The organism is Serratia sp. JKS296 (assembly GCF_900215445.1).
Taxonomy (GTDB): Bacteria; Pseudomonadota; Gammaproteobacteria; order Enterobacterales; family Enterobacteriaceae; genus Serratia; species Serratia marcescens.
The window spans coordinates 1,877,617-1,896,300 of sequence record NZ_OCMX01000001.1; the positions used below are offsets into that span (position 1 = coordinate 1,877,617).

Annotated in this window: 19 protein-coding genes and 2 pseudogenes; 12 read left to right on the top strand and 9 right to left on the bottom strand. The window is 59.3% G+C overall.

Annotated features, from left to right (window positions below; genetic code table 11):
- The first annotated feature begins 2 nt into the window (after window positions 1-2).
- Window positions 3-428, top strand: a complete 426-nt coding sequence (gene arsC / locus CRO23_RS08875; RefSeq protein ID WP_016927221.1) for a glutaredoxin-dependent arsenate reductase — start codon at window positions 3-5, stop codon at window positions 426-428.
- Between the two features lie 32 nt (window positions 429-460).
- Here arsC and CRO23_RS08880 read toward each other — a convergent pair whose 3' ends face one another.
- Genes CRO23_RS08880 through fdhD form a run of 3 tightly spaced genes read right to left on the bottom strand, consistent with a single transcriptional unit; the run spans window position 461 to window position 3,276 of the window.
- The gene (locus CRO23_RS08880; protein WP_097101798.1) at window positions 461-1,423 is read right to left on the bottom strand and encodes a Dyp-type peroxidase; all 963 of its coding nucleotides are present in this window, start codon (window positions 1,421-1,423) and stop codon (window positions 461-463) included.
- A gap of 34 nt (window positions 1,424-1,457) precedes the next feature.
- On the bottom strand, window positions 1,458-2,375 hold the full coding sequence (locus CRO23_RS08885; protein WP_016927223.1) for a bestrophin family protein: 918 nt from the start codon (window positions 2,373-2,375) through the stop codon (window positions 1,458-1,460).
- Window positions 2,376-2,433: 58 nt separating this feature from the next.
- Window positions 2,434-3,276 (bottom strand): formate dehydrogenase accessory sulfurtransferase FdhD, encoded by an 843-nt coding sequence (gene fdhD, locus CRO23_RS08890; RefSeq protein ID WP_097101800.1) that lies wholly within the window; start codon window positions 3,274-3,276, stop codon window positions 2,434-2,436.
- Window positions 3,277-3,571: 295 nt separating this feature from the next.
- Between fdhD and CRO23_RS25245 the strand changes: the two are divergent.
- The 8 genes and pseudogenes from CRO23_RS25245 to umuC all read left to right on the top strand — a co-directional run.
- Window positions 3,572-3,762 (top strand): annotated as a pseudogene (locus CRO23_RS25245) (DNA polymerase V); the annotation flags it as partial.
- Window positions 3,763-3,776: 14 nt separating this feature from the next.
- Window positions 3,777-4,022, top strand: coding sequence for a hypothetical protein (locus CRO23_RS08900; protein ID WP_016927225.1), 246 nt, complete (start codon window positions 3,777-3,779; stop codon window positions 4,020-4,022).
- 56 nt (window positions 4,023-4,078) lie between these two features.
- Window positions 4,079-4,252 carry a hypothetical protein gene (locus CRO23_RS25050; RefSeq protein WP_016927226.1) on the top strand — a complete coding sequence of 58 codons (174 nt, stop codon included), beginning with the start codon at window positions 4,079-4,081 and terminating at the stop codon, window positions 4,250-4,252.
- Between the two features lie 33 nt (window positions 4,253-4,285).
- Window positions 4,286-4,786, top strand: a complete 501-nt coding sequence (locus CRO23_RS08910; protein ID WP_079449959.1) for a recombinase family protein — start codon at window positions 4,286-4,288, stop codon at window positions 4,784-4,786.
- Between the two features lie 74 nt (window positions 4,787-4,860).
- A complete protein-coding gene (locus tag CRO23_RS24885; protein WP_141398614.1) occupies window positions 4,861-5,214 on the top strand; it encodes a hypothetical protein in 354 nt (117 codons plus the stop codon).
- Window positions 5,215-5,546: 332 nt separating this feature from the next.
- A pseudogene (locus tag CRO23_RS25400) lies at window positions 5,547-5,726 on the top strand (SOS response-associated peptidase family protein); the annotation flags it as partial.
- 188 nt (window positions 5,727-5,914) lie between these two features.
- A complete protein-coding gene (umuD, locus tag CRO23_RS08925) occupies window positions 5,915-6,349 on the top strand; it encodes a translesion error-prone DNA polymerase V autoproteolytic subunit (RefSeq protein ID WP_047574693.1) in 435 nt (144 codons plus the stop codon).
- Between the two features lie 2 nt (window positions 6,350-6,351).
- A complete protein-coding gene (gene umuC / locus CRO23_RS08930) occupies window positions 6,352-7,668 on the top strand; it encodes a translesion error-prone DNA polymerase V subunit UmuC (protein ID WP_049299075.1) in 1,317 nt (438 codons plus the stop codon).
- Between the two features lie 27 nt (window positions 7,669-7,695).
- Here the strand turns inward: umuC and aceE are convergent, their stop codons facing one another.
- The gene (aceE, locus tag CRO23_RS08935; RefSeq protein ID WP_097101804.1) at window positions 7,696-10,371 is read right to left on the bottom strand and encodes a pyruvate dehydrogenase (acetyl-transferring), homodimeric type; all 2,676 of its coding nucleotides are present in this window, start codon (window positions 10,369-10,371) and stop codon (window positions 7,696-7,698) included.
- A 154-nt stretch (window positions 10,372-10,525) separates the two neighbouring features.
- Here aceE and CRO23_RS08940 point away from each other — a divergent pair, with 154 nt between their 5' ends.
- Window positions 10,526-10,963 (top strand): MarR family winged helix-turn-helix transcriptional regulator, encoded by a 438-nt coding sequence (locus tag CRO23_RS08940; protein WP_028128123.1) that lies wholly within the window; start codon window positions 10,526-10,528, stop codon window positions 10,961-10,963.
- On the opposite strand, the gene CRO23_RS08945 is transcribed toward CRO23_RS08940, so the two are convergent.
- The gene (locus CRO23_RS08945; protein ID WP_097101806.1) at window positions 10,964-12,043 is read right to left on the bottom strand and encodes a transketolase-like TK C-terminal-containing protein; all 1,080 of its coding nucleotides are present in this window, start codon (window positions 12,041-12,043) and stop codon (window positions 10,964-10,966) included. It lies immediately after the preceding gene.
- A 305-nt stretch (window positions 12,044-12,348) separates the two neighbouring features.
- Here CRO23_RS08945 and CRO23_RS25360 point away from each other — a divergent pair, with 305 nt between their 5' ends.
- The gene (locus CRO23_RS25360; RefSeq protein WP_016927233.1) at window positions 12,349-13,698 is read left to right on the top strand and encodes a colicin-like pore-forming protein; all 1,350 of its coding nucleotides are present in this window, start codon (window positions 12,349-12,351) and stop codon (window positions 13,696-13,698) included.
- 52 nt (window positions 13,699-13,750) lie between these two features.
- On the opposite strand, the gene CRO23_RS08955 is transcribed toward CRO23_RS25360, so the two are convergent.
- The 4 genes from CRO23_RS08955 to CRO23_RS08975 form a co-directional block, all read right to left on the bottom strand.
- Window positions 13,751-14,167: an RbsD/FucU domain-containing protein gene (locus CRO23_RS08955; protein ID WP_016927234.1), complete on the bottom strand. Its 417-nt coding sequence runs from the start codon at window positions 14,165-14,167 to the stop codon at window positions 13,751-13,753.
- A 49-nt stretch (window positions 14,168-14,216) separates the two neighbouring features.
- Window positions 14,217-14,981: an SDR family NAD(P)-dependent oxidoreductase gene (locus CRO23_RS08960; protein ID WP_097101808.1), complete on the bottom strand. Its 765-nt coding sequence runs from the start codon at window positions 14,979-14,981 to the stop codon at window positions 14,217-14,219.
- 21 nt (window positions 14,982-15,002) lie between these two features.
- The gene (locus CRO23_RS08965) at window positions 15,003-16,238 is read right to left on the bottom strand and encodes an MFS transporter (RefSeq protein ID WP_016927236.1); all 1,236 of its coding nucleotides are present in this window, start codon (window positions 16,236-16,238) and stop codon (window positions 15,003-15,005) included.
- Window positions 16,239-16,508: 270 nt separating this feature from the next.
- Window positions 16,509-17,543 carry a LacI family DNA-binding transcriptional regulator gene (locus CRO23_RS08975; RefSeq protein ID WP_016927238.1) on the bottom strand — a complete coding sequence of 345 codons (1,035 nt, stop codon included), beginning with the start codon at window positions 17,541-17,543 and terminating at the stop codon, window positions 16,509-16,511.
- A gap of 295 nt (window positions 17,544-17,838) precedes the next feature.
- Here CRO23_RS08975 and kynA point away from each other — a divergent pair, with 295 nt between their 5' ends.
- Entirely contained in the window at window positions 17,839-18,681 is an 843-nt protein-coding gene (kynA, locus tag CRO23_RS08980) for a tryptophan 2,3-dioxygenase (protein WP_016927239.1), read from the top strand.
- Window positions 18,682-18,684: the final 3 nt, after the last annotated feature.

The window sequence follows — 18,684 nt, forward strand, 5'->3', positions numbered from 1 at the left end:
TCATGAGCAGTATCAAGATTTATCACAACCCGGCCTGCGGCACGTCGCGCAATACGTTGGCGCTGATCCGCAACAGCGGCGTTGAGCCGGAGGTGATTCTGTATCTGGAAACGCCTCCCAGCCGCGAACGGTTGATTGCGTTGCTGGCCGACATGAACATGCCGCCGCGCGCGTTGTTGCGAAAAAACGTCGAGCCTTACGCCGAGCTGCAGCTGGACGACAGCGCCTGGAGCGACGAACAACTGATCGACTTCATGGTGCAACAGCCGATCCTGATCAATCGCCCCATCGTGGTGACGCCGCTTGGCACGCGCCTATGCCGTCCGTCGGAGGCGGTGTTGGAGATTCTGCCGGATCCGCAGCGCGGCGCCTTCAGCAAAGAAGACGGCGAGCCGGTGATCGATGCGCAGGGCCGCAGGATAACCTAAGGCTGATCGCTGCGGCCCCGCATTTCGGCCAATCAGTGCAGTTCGGCGCCGCTGCGATCGGCCAGCGCTTCCAGCAGCGGGGCGGAAGGCACGAAGAACAGGGTGCCGGTCACCGCGCGGCTAAAATCGAGCAGCCGATCGTAGTTGCCGGCCGGGCGGCCGATAAACATGTTTTCCAGCATCTGCTCGATCGGCTGCGGGGAGCGCGCATAGCCGATAAAGTAGGTGCCGAACTCGCGCAGGCCGGGGCGGCCGAACGGCATGTTGTCGCGCAGAATTTTCACCTCGTTGCCTTGCTCGTCGGTGATGGTGGTCAGCGAACTGTGCGACGACGACGGTTTGACCGCTTCATCCAGCTCGATGTTGGACTGCTTATGGCGGCCGATGATCTTCTCCTGCGTTTCCACGCTGAGCGAATTCCAGCCCTGCATGTCGTGCAGGTATTTCTGCACCAGCACATAGCTGCCGCCGCTGAACGCCGCGTCTTCGTCGCCGATCACCGTGTAGTCGAAGGCTTCGTGCCCTTCCGGGTTCTCCGTGCCGTCGACGAAGCCGATCATGGCGCGCTGATCGAAGTAACGGAAGCCGTGCACCTCCTCGATCACCGTCACGGCGTCGCCGAGCTTGGCGGTCAACTGAGAGGCCAGTTCAAAACACAGATCCATTTCATCGGCGCGGATATGCAGCAGGATGTCGCCAGGCGTGGCGACGGCGACGCGTTCCCCGCTGCCGATCGGGCTGAACGGATGCAGCTGGCGAGGGCGCGGCGCGCCGAACAGCGTATCCCAGGCCTGGGAGCCGAAGCCGCAGACGCAGGTGAGGTTGCCCGCCGGCGCGCGTTTGCCGACCGAACGCACCACGGCGGCGATGTCGCCGCACCAGGCGCGCACCGCCGCCAGATGGGCGGGAACGGGCGACAGGGTGGCGACGATAAAGATGGCATGGCGCGTCACCGGCGTGAATACGGCTTGCGGCAGGGGGGTATTTGCATTCATTGCATTCGGCTCCAGTGTGTTCGGGTGAAATAGCTCAGATCAAATTAAAGTGCTCGTCGGGTTTCATCGGCGGCGGCAGCGGGCTTTGGTCATTCATTTCCAGCAGGTTGCGCTCGATGGTGTTGCAGATGGCGTTTAACGGCAGATGGTTGGCCGACACGCCAAACGGATCCTCCAGCTCTTCGGCCAGTGAGTCCCAGGATAAGAAGGTATAGGAAATGAACACCGAAACAAACGGTGTCATGTAATGCAGGTCGGTCACCAGGGCAAAAGGCAACAGGCTGCAGAACAGGTAAACGGTGCGCTGCAGGATCAGGGTATAGGCGAACGGCACCGGCGTGCTGGCGAGCCGTTCGCAGCCGCCGAGGGCGTGGGACAGTTCGCTCAGCTTGTTGTCGAGCAGCTCGAAAGTGATGTCGCTCAGCAGCCCCTGTCGGCGCAGCTTGCCGATCTCCTGGCCCAGCATCAGCAGGATGCGGTTGGTCGGCATCGGGCTGGCGATCACCTCGGCCAGCTCTTTGCTGCTGAGATTGTGGTACAGATCGGCGGTGGGATCGGTGGCGCGCAGTTGATGCTTCAGGCTCCAGCTGAAGGCGATCAGCAGCTTGGCGACCTTTTGCTGCACCGCCGGTTCGTCCGGCAGCAGGCTTTTGATCTGTCGCAGCAGGGATCGCTCGGTAATCAGCAACGAGCCCCACAGGTTGCGCGCTTCGACAAAGCGGCTGTAGCCGGCATTATTGCGAAAGCCGAGAAAAATCGCGATGGCGATGCCCAGCAGGCTGAACGGCGCGATGGTTAAATGCACGCCGAGCTGTTCGTACCATTGGTAGCTGATCACCGCCACTATCGACATCAGCACGTTCAGCGACAGACGAAAGGTGATCTTTGACAGCACGGAACCGTGCCAGGCGAACAGGCGAAAAAACCAGTTCTGGTGCGGGCGAATTATCATGAAGTGGATGCTTCCTGGTGTCCTGCTATTGAGAATAGTCGATTCTTATCCGGCGGCGTTAGGCCGCCGTTGTCGATTGCCAGAGCCGCTGCGGGTGCGTATAGACGGTGGCGCGCCCCGGCTTGCTGAAGCCCACCAGCGTCAGGTTGCTGCGCTCGGCCACCTCCACCGCCAGGCGGGTGGCGGCGGAAACGGCGAACAGGATCTCGACGCCGCACATGGCGGATTTTTGCACCATTTCATAGCTGGCGCGGCTCGACACGAGCGCCGCACCCTGCAGCCACGCCTGTTGGCTGCGGTAGCCCAGCAGCTTATCGAGCGCCACGTGGCGGCCGACGTCTTCACATCCGCCGCTGAGCGCGCCGTCCGGCTGGATCCAGGCCGCCGCGTGGGTGCAGCCGGTCAGTTTACCCACCGTTTGCACGTCCTGCAGCTGCGCCAATGCCCGGTCGAGCAGCGCCAAATCGAAACGTTGCGTGAAAGGCAGCGGCGCGATGGGCTGAGCAACCTCCTGCAGCTGTTCCACCCCGCAGACGCCGCAGCCGGTGCGGCCGGCCAGGCTGCGGCGCTTCTCTTTCAGCTGCATAAAGCGGCGGCTCGAGAGTTCCACATGCACTTCAATGCCGTTGCAGGCCGGTTGCTGGCGGATGTCGTAGATGTCGTCGGGGGAGGCGATGATGCCTTCGGACAGCGAAAAACCGATGGCGAAGGCCGCCAGATCTTTTGGCGTCGCCATCATCACCACGTGGGAAATGCCGTTGTACACCAGGGCGACCGGCACTTCTTCCGCCAGCCAATCCTGCTGCGCCTGAGCCAGATCGTTGCGCTGCCAGACCGCGTGGCGCGACAGGCATTCCTGTTTGATATCGTCGGTTTCTGCGAAGAGTAGGTGCTTGTTCATAACGTTCTCGTGACCGTCGGTGACGAGGCGCCGACGAGGATGAATTCTTATTAGCAGGTGTGGGGATTATACAGGATTCTGATCCCGCTCGCGTAGGGAATCACGCCCTGCAGGTTATCCACAGTTTTGGTGGATAACGTGTGTGCAAGGGGCAGTGAAACACTTAGCAGGCGTAAAAAAAAAATCGCTCAGAAAATTATTATATTACGCGACAAAGCGCGATCCGCAGGGGGATAGGGGGTTGCACGCGTTCGCGTTTTGTTTATGCCTTGCTGTATAAATATACAGTTTGGTTATGATTATGCTGAGCAATTCAAGGTTGTATGCTTTTTCACCAGGTGAGCCCCTGACGTTACCGCTGTTTGCCGATCGCGTGGCCTGCAGTTTTCCCTCCCCGGCGCAGGACTATGTCGAGAGCCGGCTGGATATCGGCAAACTGCTGGTGCGGCATCCTAATGCCACTTATTCGTGCGCGCCAGCGGTGAGATGGAGCGAGCAGGATGGATCAGGCACTGAATTTTTCACTCAGCTATGCGCAGCTGATCCGGGAAGCAGAAGATGCGATTAAAAAATGCAATCTGAACCAGGGCGGGATGGGTTACACCCTAGAGTTGGGTAAGGCTTCTGTCATTCTGAGTTTCTGGTACGGTCTGGCGCTGCAGGGCTATCCGGGCACAATAATGGATGAACGTGTTGATGCCGACCGGCTGCGCCTGCATGTCCTCATCTATAAGAGAGAGGAGTGACATCGTGGCAACGGTTAACGTCCGCCGGCCGTCGCCGCTGTAGAGACGGATGCTGATTGTGCTGGCCGAACCTGCGCGCCCCCTGCCTGCTGCTGTGGCGCGCGGACGGAACGTTCATAAAGCTGGAAGGTGACGCGCTGCAGGTCGCCGGCGGGTATCAGGCCGCGTATGATGCCGGACTGCCGGTGCAGATCCAGGTGAATGACGGCCGTATCCGGGCAAAGGAATAGACGCTGGGGTTGGAGCCTGTCCTCATCGGCGCTATGCTGGAGACTGATGCGGAAGTATGCCGCCCCCAAACGGTAACTGATATTTTGCTGGTTGAGCAGATAGACCGCCTGACCCGTCTCAGCAACAGTGACTGGATGACGTTGAAAAAGCAGATTGAGCAGCATGAGTTACGGATTGTCAGCCTGGATGTCCCTACCTCATGGCAGGCGCTGTCAGAGAAAGATCCTTCACAGGCGGACCCGATCACCCGTGCAGTAATAACCGCCATCAATAACATGCTAATCGACCTGATGGCCGCGATGTCACATAAGGACTGGTTGAGTCGCCGCCAACGGCAAAAGCAGGGAATTGAACGGGCGCATACGTTGGGTAGATACCGGGGAAAGCAGGCAGATCAGGAACGACATCAGAAAGTCCTGTACTACCGACAGATTAAGAAACTGAGCATCCGAGAAACAGCAGACGCGACAGGCTACAGTACTTCCCAAGTTTGTCGCATTCAGGCCTTCTATAAAGAAGTTGAGACTGATTAAAAAGCAGCCTTAATGTACAATAATTTTCGATATCCAAACTGACCCATGAACAATCAATGAGTTAGAGGTGAAAGATGATTTCATACAAAAAAATCATACCTGCTCTTGTCATATTCGCTTTATCTAATGCTGTGGCATATGCGAATGATTTCGACAAATCAAATGAAGCGATGGCAATTTCAGCAATAGGTTTTTCTGGCTCAAATGCTCGTGTTGCACATGATGTTTGTGGGGCAACCAATGAGAAAATTGATAAATATAAAAAACAAATAAAAGACTCATTAACTAGAACATTAAAGTATGAACAGTCAGGATTCGATACGCATTGGGATAATGGTTGGAAAAATGCTGATTTTTTGGTTAAGTCATTAAGTAATGATGAAGCCTATAAAAAAAGAATATTGCCGAGAGGTTTTAGATGGAATTAATAATCCGGAAATGAATTAAGGATTATTCCTTATTCGGGGTTCTACGCCGGAACCCCAGATTTTTCCGTCCGCTAAAATTATCCCCGGTTGAGCAGCTTTATACCGTCAGCTCGCAGTGGACCATCAGGGGAAATGTGGCGGTACAGCGTTTGTCGGGTTATCCCAAGCTCCTGGCATAACGTACTGACTTTCGTCTCTGGCCGTCCCATTGATGCCATTGCCAGTCGCAATTTTATTGGCGTCATTTTGTAAGGCCGTCCGCCGTTCCTCCCGTGGGCTCTTGCTGAGGCAAGGCCTGCCGCTGTTCTTTGCGGCGCTGTACGCAGCAGAGACCGACGGCCGCGCGCGACTGGCTCGACACCCGCTTAGCCCCGCCCTCTGGTCAAATGCAGGCTGACGTGTACAGCCTGCAGGCAGAGGATTTCGTCTGGCAACCGGTATCGCCCGCCGTCGGCGCCGTTCGCAATGACAATCCCTCACTCATCCTGCCCATCGATACGCCAACGGTCTGAGTGCCGCATTATCCACAGTTTTGGTGGATATCATGTGTGCAAACACACGTGAAGAACGCCAAAAGCTGCAGGAAAAATCGCTCAGAAAATTATTATATTACGCGGGAAAGCGCGATCCGCAGGGGGATTGGGGGTTGCACACGTTCGCGTTTTGTTTATGCTTAACTGTATAAATATACAGTTTGGTTATGATTATGCTGAGCAATTCAAGGTTGTATGCTTTTTCACCAGGTGAACCCCTAACGTTACCGCTGTTTGCCGATCGCGTGGCCTGCGGCTTTCCTTCCCCGGCGCAGGACTATGTCGAAGGCCGGCTGGACATCGGCAAGCTGTTGGTGCGGCACCCCAACGCCACCTATTTCGTGCGCGCCAGCGGCGAGTCGATGATCGACGGCAATATTCAGGATGGCGATCTGCTGATTGTCGACAGCGCCCTGACGCCGGAGCATGGCAATATCGTGATCGCCGCGGTGGATGGCGAATTCACCGTCAAAAAACTGCAGCGTCACCCCGACGTGCGGCTGTTGCCGATGAACCCCGCCTACGCGCCGATCGTGTTCGACGACGAAGCGCAGCTGGAGATCTTCGGCGTGGTGACCTTTATCGTCTACGCGGCGCTGTAACCATGTTCGCCCTGGTAGACGTCAACAGCTTCTACGCTTCCTGCGAGACCATTTTCCGGCCCGACCTGCGGGGGCGACCGGTGATAGTGCTGTCCAACAACGACGGCTGCGTGATCGCCCGCAGCGCCGAGGCGAAGGCGTTGGGCGTGCCGATGGGCGCGCCTTATTTCAAAATCAAAGAGGAGATGCGCCGTCGCAACGTTGCGGTGTTCTCCTCCAACTACGCGCTGTACGCCGATATGTCCCGCCGGGTGATGGACACGCTGGAGGAGATGGCGCCGGCGGTGGAGATTTATTCGCTGGACGAAGCCTTTCTGCGGCTGGACGGTGTGGCCCACTGCGAGGCGCTGGAGCCGTTCGGCCAGCGGGTGCGCGATCGCATCCGGCGCGAGCTGCATTTGACGGTCGGGGTCGGCATTGCGCCGAGCAAAACGCTGGCCAAGCTGGCCAACTTCGCTGCCAAGAAATGGCGCGGCACCGGCGGCGTGGTGGATTTATCCGATCCGGTGCGCCAGCGTAAACTGCTGGCGCTGCTTCCGGTGGAAGAGGTGTGGGGCGTGGGGCGCCGCCTGACTCGCCAGCTGCAGGCGATGGGTATTCACACCGCGCTACAGCTGGCGGACTGCGATACCCGGCTGGCGCGTAAAACCTTCAGCGTAGTGCTGGAGCGCACGATACGCGAGCTGCGCGGCGAATCGTGCCTGCAGTGGGAAGATGAGGCGGCGGCGAAAGAGCAGATCATCTGTTCCCGTTCGTTCGGCCAGCGGTTGACACATTATCCGCACATGCGCGAGGCGATCTGCAGCTACGCCGAACGCGCCGCCGAAAAGCTGCGGCAGGAAAAGCGCTACTGCCGCAACGTCTCGGTGTTTATCAAAACCAGCCCGCATTCGGCGGGCGAAGGGTATTACAGCAATATGGGCACCGCCCGGCTGCAAACGCCGAGCAACGACAGCCGCGACATCATCGCCATGGCGGTGCGCGCGCTGGAGAGCATCTGGCAGGAAGGGCGGCGTTACCTGAAGGGCGGCGTGGTGCTGGGGGATTTCAGCGCCGCCGCCATGGCGCAGATCGACCTGTTCGACGACTGCCCGCCGCGCCGCAACAGCGAACGGCTGATGGCGACTCTCGATCGCCTGAATCAGGAAGGGCGCGGGCGCGTATGGTTCGCCGGGCAGGGGATCGTCAAGCCGTGGCAAATGAAGCGCGACATGCTGTCGCCGGCCTACACCACCCGGCTGGCGGATATTCCGGTGGCGCGGCTGGGGGAGCGGGCGCCGCGCACCGCTGAATCGAAGGAAGAAAAACGCCGCGGGTGACAACCGGCGGCGTGGGTAGGCCGAGTGTTACTTCACCGTCGCCGGATCCGGCTTATCGGGGGCGATGCCATACAGTACCATGGCGCGGTTGACCTCGCTGCGGGCGATACGGCCTTCGTCAGCCAGCAGCTTCAACGCGGCGAGCGCGATGAAATGGCGGTTGACCTCGAAGAACTCACGCAGCGCCTCGCGGGTGTCCGAGCGACCAAAGCCGTCGGTGCCCAAGGCGATAAAGGTACGGTCGGGCAAGAACGGTTTGATCTGATCGCCGACGATCTTCATATAGTCCGTTACCACCACTACCGGGCCGGGATGCGCCGCCAGCAGGCTCTGAATATAAGGAACTTTCGGCGGATCTTCCGGATGCAGCAGGTTCCAGCGTTCGGCCGCCATGCCGTTGCGGCGCAGCTCGCTCAGGCTGGTGGCGCTCCAGATATCGCTGGCGACGCCAAAGTCCGCCGCCAACAGCTCCGCCGCCGCCAGCGCCTCGCGCATGATGGCGCCGCTGGCGACCAGTTGAGCGCGCGGGCTCTCTTGGTTTGCCGCTTCGTTCCGTTTGAGCAAATAGGCGCCCTGGATAATCCCGTCCTCCACGCCCGCCGGCATCGACGGCTGCGGGTAGCCCTCGTTGAGCAAGGTGATGTAGTAGTAAATATCCTCTTGTTCAACGAACATTCTGCGCATGCCGCTCTGGACGATCACCGCGAGTTCATAGGCATAGGTCGGATCGTAGGAGACGCAGCTGGGGATCACCGAAGACAGCACGTGGCTGTGGCCGTCGTCATGCTGCAAGCCTTCGCCCATCAGGGTGGTTCTGCCGGAGGTGGCGCCGAGCAGGAAACCCTTGGTGCGCGCGTCGGCCGCCGCCCAGGCGAGATCGCCCACCCGCTGCAGCCCGAACATGGAGTAGAAGATATAGAACGGGATCGTCGCGACATCGTGGTTGCTGTAGGCGGTGCCGGCGGCGATCCAGGTCGATATTGCGCCGGATTCGTTGATGCCTTCCTGCAAAATCTGGCCGTCTTTGGCCTCTTTGTAGTAGCTGAGCTGCCCGGCGTCTTGCGGGGTATACAGCTGGCCGAGCCAGGAATGGATGCCAATCTGGCGGAACAGGCCTTCCATGCCGAACGTGCGCGACTCGTCCGGCACGATGGGCACGATCAGTTTGCCGATGTTGGCGTCTTTGAGCAGCACGCCGAGGATATTGACGAAAGCCATGGTGGTCGACATGTTGCGTTCGCCGCTACCCTTCAGGAGGCCGTCGAAGCGCGATAGTTCCGGTATCGCCAGCGGAGCGGATTGGCCGAAGCGGGCAGGGATGTAGCCGCCCAGCGCGGTGCGCGTCGCGGTGATGTACTTCGCCGCCGCGCTGTCGGGTTCGGGCTTCAGGTAAGGGATCTCTGCCAGTTGGGCGTCGGAGATGGTCAGCCCTAAACGGTCGCGGAAGGCTTTCACCGCATCCTGGCTCATTTTTTTCAGCTGGTGGTTGATGTTCTGCCCTTCACCGGCTTCCCCCATGCCAAACCCTTTGACGGTTTTGGCCAGCACCACCGTCGGCCTGCCCGTGGTATGTACCGCCTGATGGTAGGCGGCGTACACCTTTTGCGGATCGTGGCCGCCGCGGTGCAGCGCCCAGATCTCATCGTCGCTCAGGTCGGCGACCAGCTCGAGCAATTCCGGGTACTTGCCGAAGAAATGCTCCCGCACATAGGCGCCGCTTTGCGACTTGAAGGTTTGGTAATCACCGTCGACGCACTCCATCATGCGCTGCATCAGCAATCCGGAGCGGTCTTTTTGCAGCAGTTTGTCCCAGCCGCTGCCCCAAATTACCTTGATCACCTGCCAGCCGGCGGCTTTAAAGGTGCCTTCCAGCTCCTGAATAATCTTGCCGTTGCCGCGCACGGGGCCATCCAGCCGTTGCAGGTTGCAGTTCACGACGAAGATCAGGTTATCGAGTTTTTCTCGCCCGCCCAGCGCAATCGCCGCCAGTGATTCCGGCTGATCCATCTCGCCGTCGCCGAGAAACGCCCACACCTTTCTCCCCTGGTGCGGTTTCAGTTCGCGGTATTCCAAATAGCGCATGTAGCGCGCCTGGTAGGCGGCGGTCAGCGGCCCCAGCCCCATCGAAACGGTGGGATATTGCCAGAAATCCGGCATCAGCCGCGGGTGCGGGTAGGAGGAGAGGCCGCGGCGTGTGGATTCGCGGCGAAAGTTGTCGAGCAGTTCCTCGTCGATGCGGCCTTCGAGATAGGCGCGGCCATAAATGCCGGGGGCGGAGTGGCCCTGGATATACACCATGTCGCCGGCAAACTCATCGGTGCGCCCGCGGAAAAAGTGCGTGAATCCCACATCGTAAAGCACCGCGGCCGACTGATAGGTGGCGATATGCCCGCCGACGTTGGAATGTTTGCCGGCGCGCAGCACCATCGCCATGGCGTTCCAGCGAATAAACGCATTGATGCGCGCTTCAGCGGCCAGATCGCCGGGATACGTCGGTTGCTTATAGGCCGGGATCGTATTCACGTAGGGCGTGGTGACCAGGCTGAAGAAATCACCGTGTTTTCGCTGATCGGCTTCGGCCATTCTTTCCAACAAAAAATGCGCGCGTTCACGGCCGTCGATGTCAGTGACACCTTCAAATGCCTCAAGCCATTCAGCCGTCTCCTGTGGGTCAAGATCTGCTTTTACCGCGGGTTGGTTCATAAAGGCTCCAAATGTACTTACCTGATAAGGCGCTGAGCGATACAGGGATTTAGTGAGTTGCAGGTGCAAGAATTGCAAATGCAACAATGGCGAAAGCCACTCTATCCCTTTACAATTGCAATTGCAACTCACCGGTTTTAACGAGAAAAATGACATGACAGATAAACAACCCGACCTGTGGTTCTCCTTTGTGCGCGCGCATCGGGCGATGATCAGAAAGATAGAGGCGAAGTTGTCGGAGGCGGGGCTGCCGGTTTACGCCTGGTATGACGTGTTATGGGGATTGGAAAGCGGGGAAAACGGCACACGCCGCATGCATGAGCTGGCGGACGTGTTGGTGATTGAGCGTTACAACCTGACCCGCCTGATGGATCGCCTGGAAAAAGAGCGGCTGGTCACGCGTTTTCGATCGGATGACGATCGCCGGGCCTCCTTCGCGACTATCACCGAGGAAGGCAAGGCCCTGCGGAAAAAGATGTGGGAGATCTACCGTTCGGTGGTCAACACCCACTTTCTCAACCAGTTCAGCGAAGAAGAGATCGCACGCTTCTCCGACGCGTTGAACAATGCGATGCAGCTGGCCAGAGAATGATCAGGCATCGGGCGTGATGTGCAGAACGCGCAGCGCATCGGCGATCAGCGCCGAAGGGATTTTCTGCTCGTCGGCCAGCAGTTTGAGGGCGCAGAGCGCAATCCATTCCGCCTGCGGATAGTGAATTTCGCCCCGGGTGCGAGAATCCGAACCCACCGCGGCAAAGCGTGCGGGAATGAACCGCTTGAGCTGGTTGGCGAGCAGATGCGAATAGTCGGTGACGGCGACGACGGGGGCATTCCCGGCGCCCAGACACGTTTTCAGATGGCATTCGCCGCCGCTGTCCTGGCGCTGCATGTCGGCGAGTTCGGCGTCCTGCGCCAACCGCGTGTAGCTGGGGCAGCTCCAGATTTCGGCCGCGATACCCCAATTTTTCAACACCTCAGCCGCCTGCTGAACGCGGGCGAGCGCACGGCCGGCGCCGCACAGGCGAACCTGCAACGGCGAGTCCGCCGCCGCCGCGACACGATACATCCCCTTGAACGCCTGTTCTGCGACAAACGGCTCCCCTGAAGAGAGGGGGCCATTGTCTGCGTTGGTCGCGAGATACACCATCTTCCTCGTTCCCTCCAGATAGAGCGCGCGCAGGGCGTGATGGAGTATCGCGCCGGTTTCTCTTACATTGGCCGGATCGAAAGGCAACCAGCCCGGCATGGCCGTGAGCTGAAGCGGGAACCAGGCCTGAACGCCTTTCGGCAAATCGGCACTGCCGGTATCTGCATCGCTGATGAAAATCCCCTTGCGATTGGTTTCCGGCTCAAGCCCGCGGAGCATGTCCACCGAGGGCGTGTTGACGCAGTAAAACAACGGCTTCTCATAACGCTCTGATTGATGGCCAAACCAGAGCGGCCAGGCGGTGGCGTAGCGGGAACTCGGCGGCTCGGCGCGCCTTCTGCCGTCGATAAGCCAGATGTCGCCGCTGGCGTTGAGTTCGCTCAAGGCTTCCGCCGTCCAGGCGGTGGAAGAGGGAAGCGACGCGCCGGCGTTCTGGCTGACGGAGGCCATCTTGCGGATACAGGCTTCGGCCAGAGTTCTGGTCCTGGCGGAGGCGGCAGGCATTGTTATACGTTGAGGCGACATGCGGAGCATTCCCTTTAAGTTGCAAGTGCGATGATTGTAATTGCAATTCACGGCATGTGCCAATGACTTCTGAACAGGTCGCAGCCATCCAGGCGTGACCCGCGGCGATATATTCAGGTTATGCAGACGCGATCCTATTTGTTTCACCGACCAGACAGCCGCCATCCGTTGTCCTTATTTCTGCGGTTTTTTATAAATGACGGGCAGCTAAAAACGGTTTGCCGATAGGGATAATGCGCGTGTCAATCCGCGTTAAACGAGAATATCGGCATCTTAAAAATAAAACGAAATAAGGATGAAAGCATATGCCTGGATTTAATTATGGTGGTAAAGGAGATGGAACTAACTGGAGTTCTGAACGCGGTACGGGCCCTGAGCCGGGGGGCGGCGATAAAGGCCATTCCGGCGATCGCGATCGCGGCGGCGCCGGCGTTGGCAACAGCCCGGAACAGCAACAGATAGCGGCGATCCAAAACGATCCGGCGCTGCGCATGAAACTGGAGGCGGTGATCAAGGCGGCGCGCAGAATTAACCCGGATGCGAAATTGCATATTGAAAGCGTCAGCCCATCCGGCACGCTGAGCCTTTCCGCCACCGGTTTGACGGCCGATCAGGCGAAGCACATTGGCCTGGGGGGGCTGGTGATGGGGGTCAACGCCAAGGGGGTGACAGTGGCGATCGGGGATATCGAAACCGGCCATGCGCGCAAGCCCTCACCCCCTGGCAAAGGCGGCAACAATGGCCTGAATGCCGGGCAGATCGGCGCCTCTTCCTTAGGCAGTTTCGTGACAGACTCGCATCGCGATCGGCCCGTCAGCGGCTGGCATGGCAACGGCAAAACCGGCGAATTCTCGACGACCCGCACGACCGGGAGTTACTACGGTTTTCATCATTTGAAGGTGGAAAAGCAAGACGGAGTGGCGACCTACAACCTCTACTATAAGGCCAATAAGAACCGGCCCGCGTTTATCGCCGTGGTGAGAGGGGATAACCTGAATGCCATGGAGGTGAAATATGCCAACGGCAAGCCGGTAAAATCGCCCGGCTCGGTAAAAACGATCGTTAAGGAGTTCGTCGAATATCAAAATGCGGAATTAAAAGCCATCAAGGATGGCGTCAGCCTGGCCGCAGGTATCAATAAAGATATCGCGGAAAAGATCGGCGCGAAATACGCCAAACTCGCCAAGGATTTGGAGGCGGGAATTCAAGGAAAATATATCCGCAACGTGCAAGATGCGGAGAAAACCTACGAGCAATTGACGAAGGGCCTGAACAAAAAGCTCAAGGCGCAGGACAAAGCGGCGATTGTCGCCTGGCTGAAAATGATCGATGCGGAACAGTATGCCCGCAATGCGCGGGTATTGGGCAAGGTCTTCACCGGGGTGGACTGGGCGATCAAGGGCGCGGATCTGGTAAACGCCGCGATTGAAGGTTTCTCTACCGGCAACTGGAAAGCGTTCCGCAACCAGCTCGAAGCGCTCGGGTTGTCGATCGGCGCAGGGTATACGCTTTCCGCTATCGCCGCGTTTTTCGCGCCGACGCTGGTGTCGTCGACGGTGGGCATTTTCGCCTTCGCTTACCTGTTTGGCTGGGCCACCAGCTATATCGATGCGGAACGTGCGGGGGAGCTGGAGAAGTGGGTCGCTGACCTGTAACGGCATGAGGGGGCTGGCCCCCTCATTTTATCCCTCACACCCTCTACCTCTTTCACACCACCGGCGCCACCGTCAGCAGCAGGTTGGCGAAACGGCGTTGTTCGCCGGAGGCGATCACCAGCAGCGTCCGATCCGATTTGACCGCGGCGTAAAATGCCTCGCGCGGCAGGTATTCTATCGGGCAATGCTCTGGCAGCAGCTGCCGGTATTCGGCTTCGATGGTGTTGGTGAAGTCCGGCGGGCAGGCCATCAGCGCCGCGCTTTCCACGTTGATGCAGGCCAGCAGTTTTTCCAGGATCGGCGGGGCGGCGAGCGTGCCGGGCGCCAGGTTCAGATAGACCACGGTGGCGTCTTTCGGCGCGTGGGTCACGCAGGCGTAGTTGCCGTCGGCGATCAACACCTGGGTTTTATGCCCGCATTGCGCCAGCGCGGCAAGCAGCGGCGGGTGAGTGATGGCGGATTTGATCATAAAGCGATTCCTGAATGGGCGGGCGGCAAGCGCGCCGCCCGCAGCTGAATTACATGCGGTAGATGCCGCCGTTGATGTCGAGAGTCGCGCCGGAGATGAAGCCGTCGTATTCCGCCGCCAGGAAGGCGATGGCGCGCGCCACGTCGTCCGGTGCGCCTGCGCGGCCCAGCGGGATGGCGCGAACGGTTTCCTCCGCCGATGCCTGGGTAGTGTGGCGATTGTGGAAACGGGTGCCGAGGATCAGGCCGGGCGCGACCGCATTCACCCGGATGCCGTGCTCGCCCAGCTCCGCCGCCAGCGAGCGCGTCCAGGTGAGTACCGCGCCCTTGGTGGCGGAATAGACCAGCGAGCCGGCGTGCCCGCCGGCGCGGCCCGCCTGTGAGGCCAGGTTAACGATGCTGGCGCCGTCCGGCGCCGCTTTCAGATGCGGCAGCGCGCTCTGGGTGACGTTCAGCATGGTGGTCATGTTCACGTCGATCACGGTTTGCCAGAAGGCGCGGTCGATCTCGCCCAGCCATTTGCGCCCGACGATGCCGCCGACGTTATTGATCAGGATATCGATGCCGCCGAGAAACTCGGCGCCGGCCGAGACGCAGCGCTGCGTTTCGTCGGTATCGATGAGATCGGCGTAGCCGTAGGCGGCCTTTTGCCCCAATGAATGGGCCAGCGCCACCAGCGCTTTGGGGCCGCTTTCGTCGCTGTGGTAGTGAAAATAGATGTCGCAACCGGCCTTGATCAGCCGCTCTGCGGTGGCGCGGCCGATGCCCTGTTCCGCCCCGGTGATAAAGACCTTTTTGCCCGCAAGATCGCCCATGATTGACTCCTTATTGGTTCGTTAAGAATTGATGACGCCTTCACGCTGTTTGGCGCAGTAGAAAATGCAGATCAGCCCGGTGGCCAGCAGGCACGAGGCCAGGAAAAACAGCCCCGGCGCGCTGCTGCCGGTCAGATCGTTCAGCACGCCCACCGCATAGGGGGCGACGAAACCGCCGATATTGCCGATGCAGCTGACCACCGCCAGCCCGGCGGCCGCGGCCGCGCCGGTGGAGATATTGGCGGGCATGGATAAAAACGGCGGCACGGCGGTGTAGATGCCGATGGCGGCGATGCACAGGAACGACAGCGCGACGAGCGGGTCGTATTTAAAAAACGTCACCGCCCCCATCAGGCCGATGGCGGCGACCACCATGCTGAGGCCGGCAAACACGCCGAGTTTTTTGGTTTTGCTGGCCCACAGGCTCCACGGATACACCAACAGCGCAGCCAGGCCGTAGGGAATGAGCGCCAGCAGGCTGACGCGGAAGATATCGCCGCCGGAGAGGGCGCTGATGATCGACGGCAGCCAGGTGCCGAAGCCGTAAATGCCGCACACCATGCCGAAGTTGAGCAGCGCGTAGAGCAGGTATTTCTTGTTTTTAATCCCTTTCAGGAAGTCGGCCAGCGTGATTTTAGAGCCGGATTTGGAGCGGCCGGCGTTGCTCATCAGCCAGGCCTTTTCCTCCACGTTCAGATAGCCGACATCTTTGGGCGAGTTCTTGATCAGGAACGGGATCAGCAGGCCGATGACGATCGGCGGCAACCCTTCGAGGATGAACAGCAACTGCCAGGGGGCGAATCCGAACCAGTCATGCTGAATATTGAGAATAAAGCCGGAAATCGGCGAGCCGACGGCGTTGGACAGCGGCTGGACGATGATAAACATGCCGAGAATTTTAGTGCGGTACTTTTCCGGGAAGAAGACCGTGAAGTAATACACCACCGAGGGAAAGAAACCGGCTTCGCACACGCCCAGCATAAAACGGCAAATATACAGCTCCAGCGGCGTGCGCACAAAACCGAGCAGGGTCGCGAAGATGCCCCAGGAAATTAATATTCTGGCGAACCAGATGCGCGGGCCAAATTTAATGGTGCCGGCGTTGCTGGGTATTTCAAACAGGAAATAGCCGATAAAGAAAATTCCGGAGGCGAAGCCGAAAGCCGAGGCGGTCAATCCCAGATTATCTTCCAGCGCTTTGGCGGCGTAGGCCATATTGTTGCGGTCGAGAAAGGCCAGGAAATACAACAATATCATGAGGGGCACAATATGCAGCGTCAATTTCCTGATGGCGCTGCGTTCAATATCCTTTGGCATTGTTTTTTTCATCATGGTTTTTCCCATGTGGTTAATCGGAATAATAGCGTCCCGGCCCAAAGCCATGAGCGGAGAGCTGAATAACAACGTTGCGTGCATAAAAGCGTCGCGCCGTTTATTTATTGCGACGATTCTATTTTTTCTGCTTTTAGCTGTGGCGATCCGGACGATGCCGACTGCGCATCGTCTGGGAAAGTCGTTTTTACCGTATTAACCGGCGGCTTTGACCGAGCGCCGGCTGATGACCGTCGGCGGAAAGAGAAACTCGCCGGGCGGTTTCGAATCATTGTTGATGCGGCCGATCAGGCGTTCGACCATCAGCTGCGCCATCTCCGCCAGCGGCGGGCCAATCGACGTCAACCCCGGTTCGGCCAGGCCGGCCAGCGCGATATTGTCGATGCCGATCACCGAGATGTCTGCGGGCACCTGGACGCCGGCGGCGCGCAGGCCCACCATCAGGCCGATGCCCAACGCATCGTTAATCGCCACGATGCCGTCCGGGCGCGGCGCCAACGCGAGAACGCGCGGCGCCAGCGTCAGCCCCAATTCGAACATTTCCGTGTCGCCGTAGGCGCTGGTGGCTTTGCCTTCGATCACCCGTTGGCGTTCGCTTAGACTGTGCCCCAGCGCGCTCAGAAAACCGTCGATCTTGTGGCTGCGCCCGACGGTCAGCGTCGCTTCGGTGGCGAACACGATGTGTCGGCAGCCGCGCTCGAGCAGGTGCTGCGCGGCCAGGCGCCCGGCGGCGATATTGTCCATCGACACGCTGTCGAACAACCGGGTATCGGTGGCCATCGGCTCGGCGAACGGGCTGTCGTAGCTGACAATCTTCATGCCTCGCTCGGCGGCCCGAACAAAATGAGTCTGGCGAATGTCGCTCGCCGCCACGATGATGCCGCGCACGCCGTGCAGGAACATATCGTCGATAAACGCGGCTTCTTCCTGTTCCTGTCGGTAGGCGTTGCCGAGCAAGACGCGGTAACGGTGAGCCCGCGCCGCGCCGTCGACCGCATGCGCCAGCGCCGAAAAGCTCGGGTTGACGATCGACGGCAGCAGCAGGCCGATGATCTTCGCCTGCGGCGCGGGCGCCGCCGCTCGGGCCGGCCGGTATCCCAGGGTTTCCATCGCCCGTTCGATGCGCTCACGGGTCTGCGCGCTCATCTGGTGGCTGCGATTGTTCAGCAGGTTCGACACGCTGCTGATGGACACGCCGGCCAACCGCGCCACATCACGAATATTTGCCATTTGCCGATACCTTGCTGCCTGCCGTTAGCCTGCAATCTATAAGGGAAGCCGGCCGCAGGCAAGCCGCAACCGGGGCGCTGCGCGCATGGGATTGCGCATTTGTGAGAGTCGTCAGGCGGCAGCCGTGTTGTTTACTAAACAACAAAGGGGCAGGGGGCATGTGTTAACGCAGATGAGTGAGATCTGCGAAGCACCTCTCGTTTATCGTCCTTCGGGGCGGCGGGTTCTGTACTATTGTTTTCTCTTTGCGGCACGTTCCAGGCCGATGGGGCGCTGGGCGCAACGGAGATCACAGATGAACAAACGGGACTTAGAAAGCGCGATTGTTACCGATTTTTCCAAACGCATGAGCTATGGCGACTACCTGTGCCTGGACTCGCTGCTGGACTGCCAGCACCCGCTCTCCAACCCGCCGCATCATGACGAAATGCTGTTCGTGATACAGCACCAAACCTCCGAACTGTGGATGAAGCTGATGCTGCACGAGCTGCAGGCGGCGTTGCGGCTGGTGCAGCAGGACAAACTCAGCCACTGTTTCAAAATCCTCGCGCGCGTCAAACAGATCCAGCGGCTGCTGTTCGAGCAGTGGGCGGTGCTGGAAACGCTGACGCCGTCGGAGTACGTCGAGTTTCGCGACGTGCTGGGCAGCTCATCGGGCTTCCAGTCGCACCAATACCGGTCGATCGAGTTCCTGCTCGGCAACAAGAATGCGGCGATGCTGGCGGTGTTCAGCAACGACGCGGAAAAGCACGCCGCGCTGAAGGCGATCCTCGAAGCGCCGAGCCTGTACGACGAATACTTGCTGTACCTGGCGCGCCACGGCCTGCCGATCCCGCAGGAGTGCCTCAAGCGCGACTGGACGCAGCCCTACCAGCGCAACCCGGATCTGCTGCCGGCGTTTAAAGTGATCTACGACAACCCGCAGACCTACTGGGAAGCCTATGAAATGGCGGAGAAGCTGGTGGATATCGAAGAGAGTTTTCACCTGTGGCGTTTCCGCCATATGAAAACGGTGGAGCGGATCATCGGCTTTAAGTCGGGCACCGGCGGTTCCAGCGGCGTCAGCTTCCTGAAAAAGGCGTTGGATCTGACCTTTTTCCCCGAGCTGCTGGATGTGCGCACCGAAATCGGCGCCTGAGAT

What these genes read in the sequence shown, in the direction of transcription:
- arsC (WP_016927221.1), top strand. Translation starts at nt 3, where the DNA reads ATGAGCAGTATCAAGATTTATCACAACCCGGCCTGCGGCACGTCGCGC.
- CRO23_RS08880 (WP_097101798.1), bottom strand. Translation starts at nt 1,423, where the DNA reads ATGAATGCAAATACCCCCCTGCCGCAAGCCGTATTCACGCCGGTGACG.
- CRO23_RS08885 (WP_016927223.1), bottom strand. Translation starts at nt 2,375, where the DNA reads ATGATAATTCGCCCGCACCAGAACTGGTTTTTTCGCCTGTTCGCCTGG.
- fdhD (WP_097101800.1), bottom strand. Translation starts at nt 3,276, where the DNA reads ATGAACAAGCACCTACTCTTCGCAGAAACCGACGATATCAAACAGGAA.
- CRO23_RS08900 (WP_016927225.1), top strand. Translation starts at nt 3,777, where the DNA reads ATGGATCAGGCACTGAATTTTTCACTCAGCTATGCGCAGCTGATCCGG.
- CRO23_RS08910 (WP_079449959.1), top strand. Translation starts at nt 4,286, where the DNA reads ATGCTGGAGACTGATGCGGAAGTATGCCGCCCCCAAACGGTAACTGAT.
- CRO23_RS24885 (WP_141398614.1), top strand. Translation starts at nt 4,861, where the DNA reads ATGATTTCATACAAAAAAATCATACCTGCTCTTGTCATATTCGCTTTA.
- umuD (WP_047574693.1), top strand. Translation starts at nt 5,915, where the DNA reads ATGATTATGCTGAGCAATTCAAGGTTGTATGCTTTTTCACCAGGTGAA.
- umuC (WP_049299075.1), top strand. Translation starts at nt 6,352, where the DNA reads ATGTTCGCCCTGGTAGACGTCAACAGCTTCTACGCTTCCTGCGAGACC.
- aceE (WP_097101804.1), bottom strand. Translation starts at nt 10,371, where the DNA reads ATGAACCAACCCGCGGTAAAAGCAGATCTTGACCCACAGGAGACGGCT.
- CRO23_RS08940 (WP_028128123.1), top strand. Translation starts at nt 10,526, where the DNA reads ATGACAGATAAACAACCCGACCTGTGGTTCTCCTTTGTGCGCGCGCAT.
- CRO23_RS08945 (WP_097101806.1), bottom strand. Translation starts at nt 12,043, where the DNA reads ATGTCGCCTCAACGTATAACAATGCCTGCCGCCTCCGCCAGGACCAGA.
- CRO23_RS25360 (WP_016927233.1), top strand. Translation starts at nt 12,349, where the DNA reads ATGCCTGGATTTAATTATGGTGGTAAAGGAGATGGAACTAACTGGAGT.
- CRO23_RS08955 (WP_016927234.1), bottom strand. Translation starts at nt 14,167, where the DNA reads ATGATCAAATCCGCCATCACTCACCCGCCGCTGCTTGCCGCGCTGGCG.
- CRO23_RS08960 (WP_097101808.1), bottom strand. Translation starts at nt 14,981, where the DNA reads ATGGGCGATCTTGCGGGCAAAAAGGTCTTTATCACCGGGGCGGAACAG.
- CRO23_RS08965 (WP_016927236.1), bottom strand. Translation starts at nt 16,238, where the DNA reads ATGATATTGTTGTATTTCCTGGCCTTTCTCGACCGCAACAATATGGCC.
- CRO23_RS08975 (WP_016927238.1), bottom strand. Translation starts at nt 17,543, where the DNA reads ATGGCAAATATTCGTGATGTGGCGCGGTTGGCCGGCGTGTCCATCAGC.
- kynA (WP_016927239.1), top strand. Translation starts at nt 17,839, where the DNA reads ATGAACAAACGGGACTTAGAAAGCGCGATTGTTACCGATTTTTCCAAA.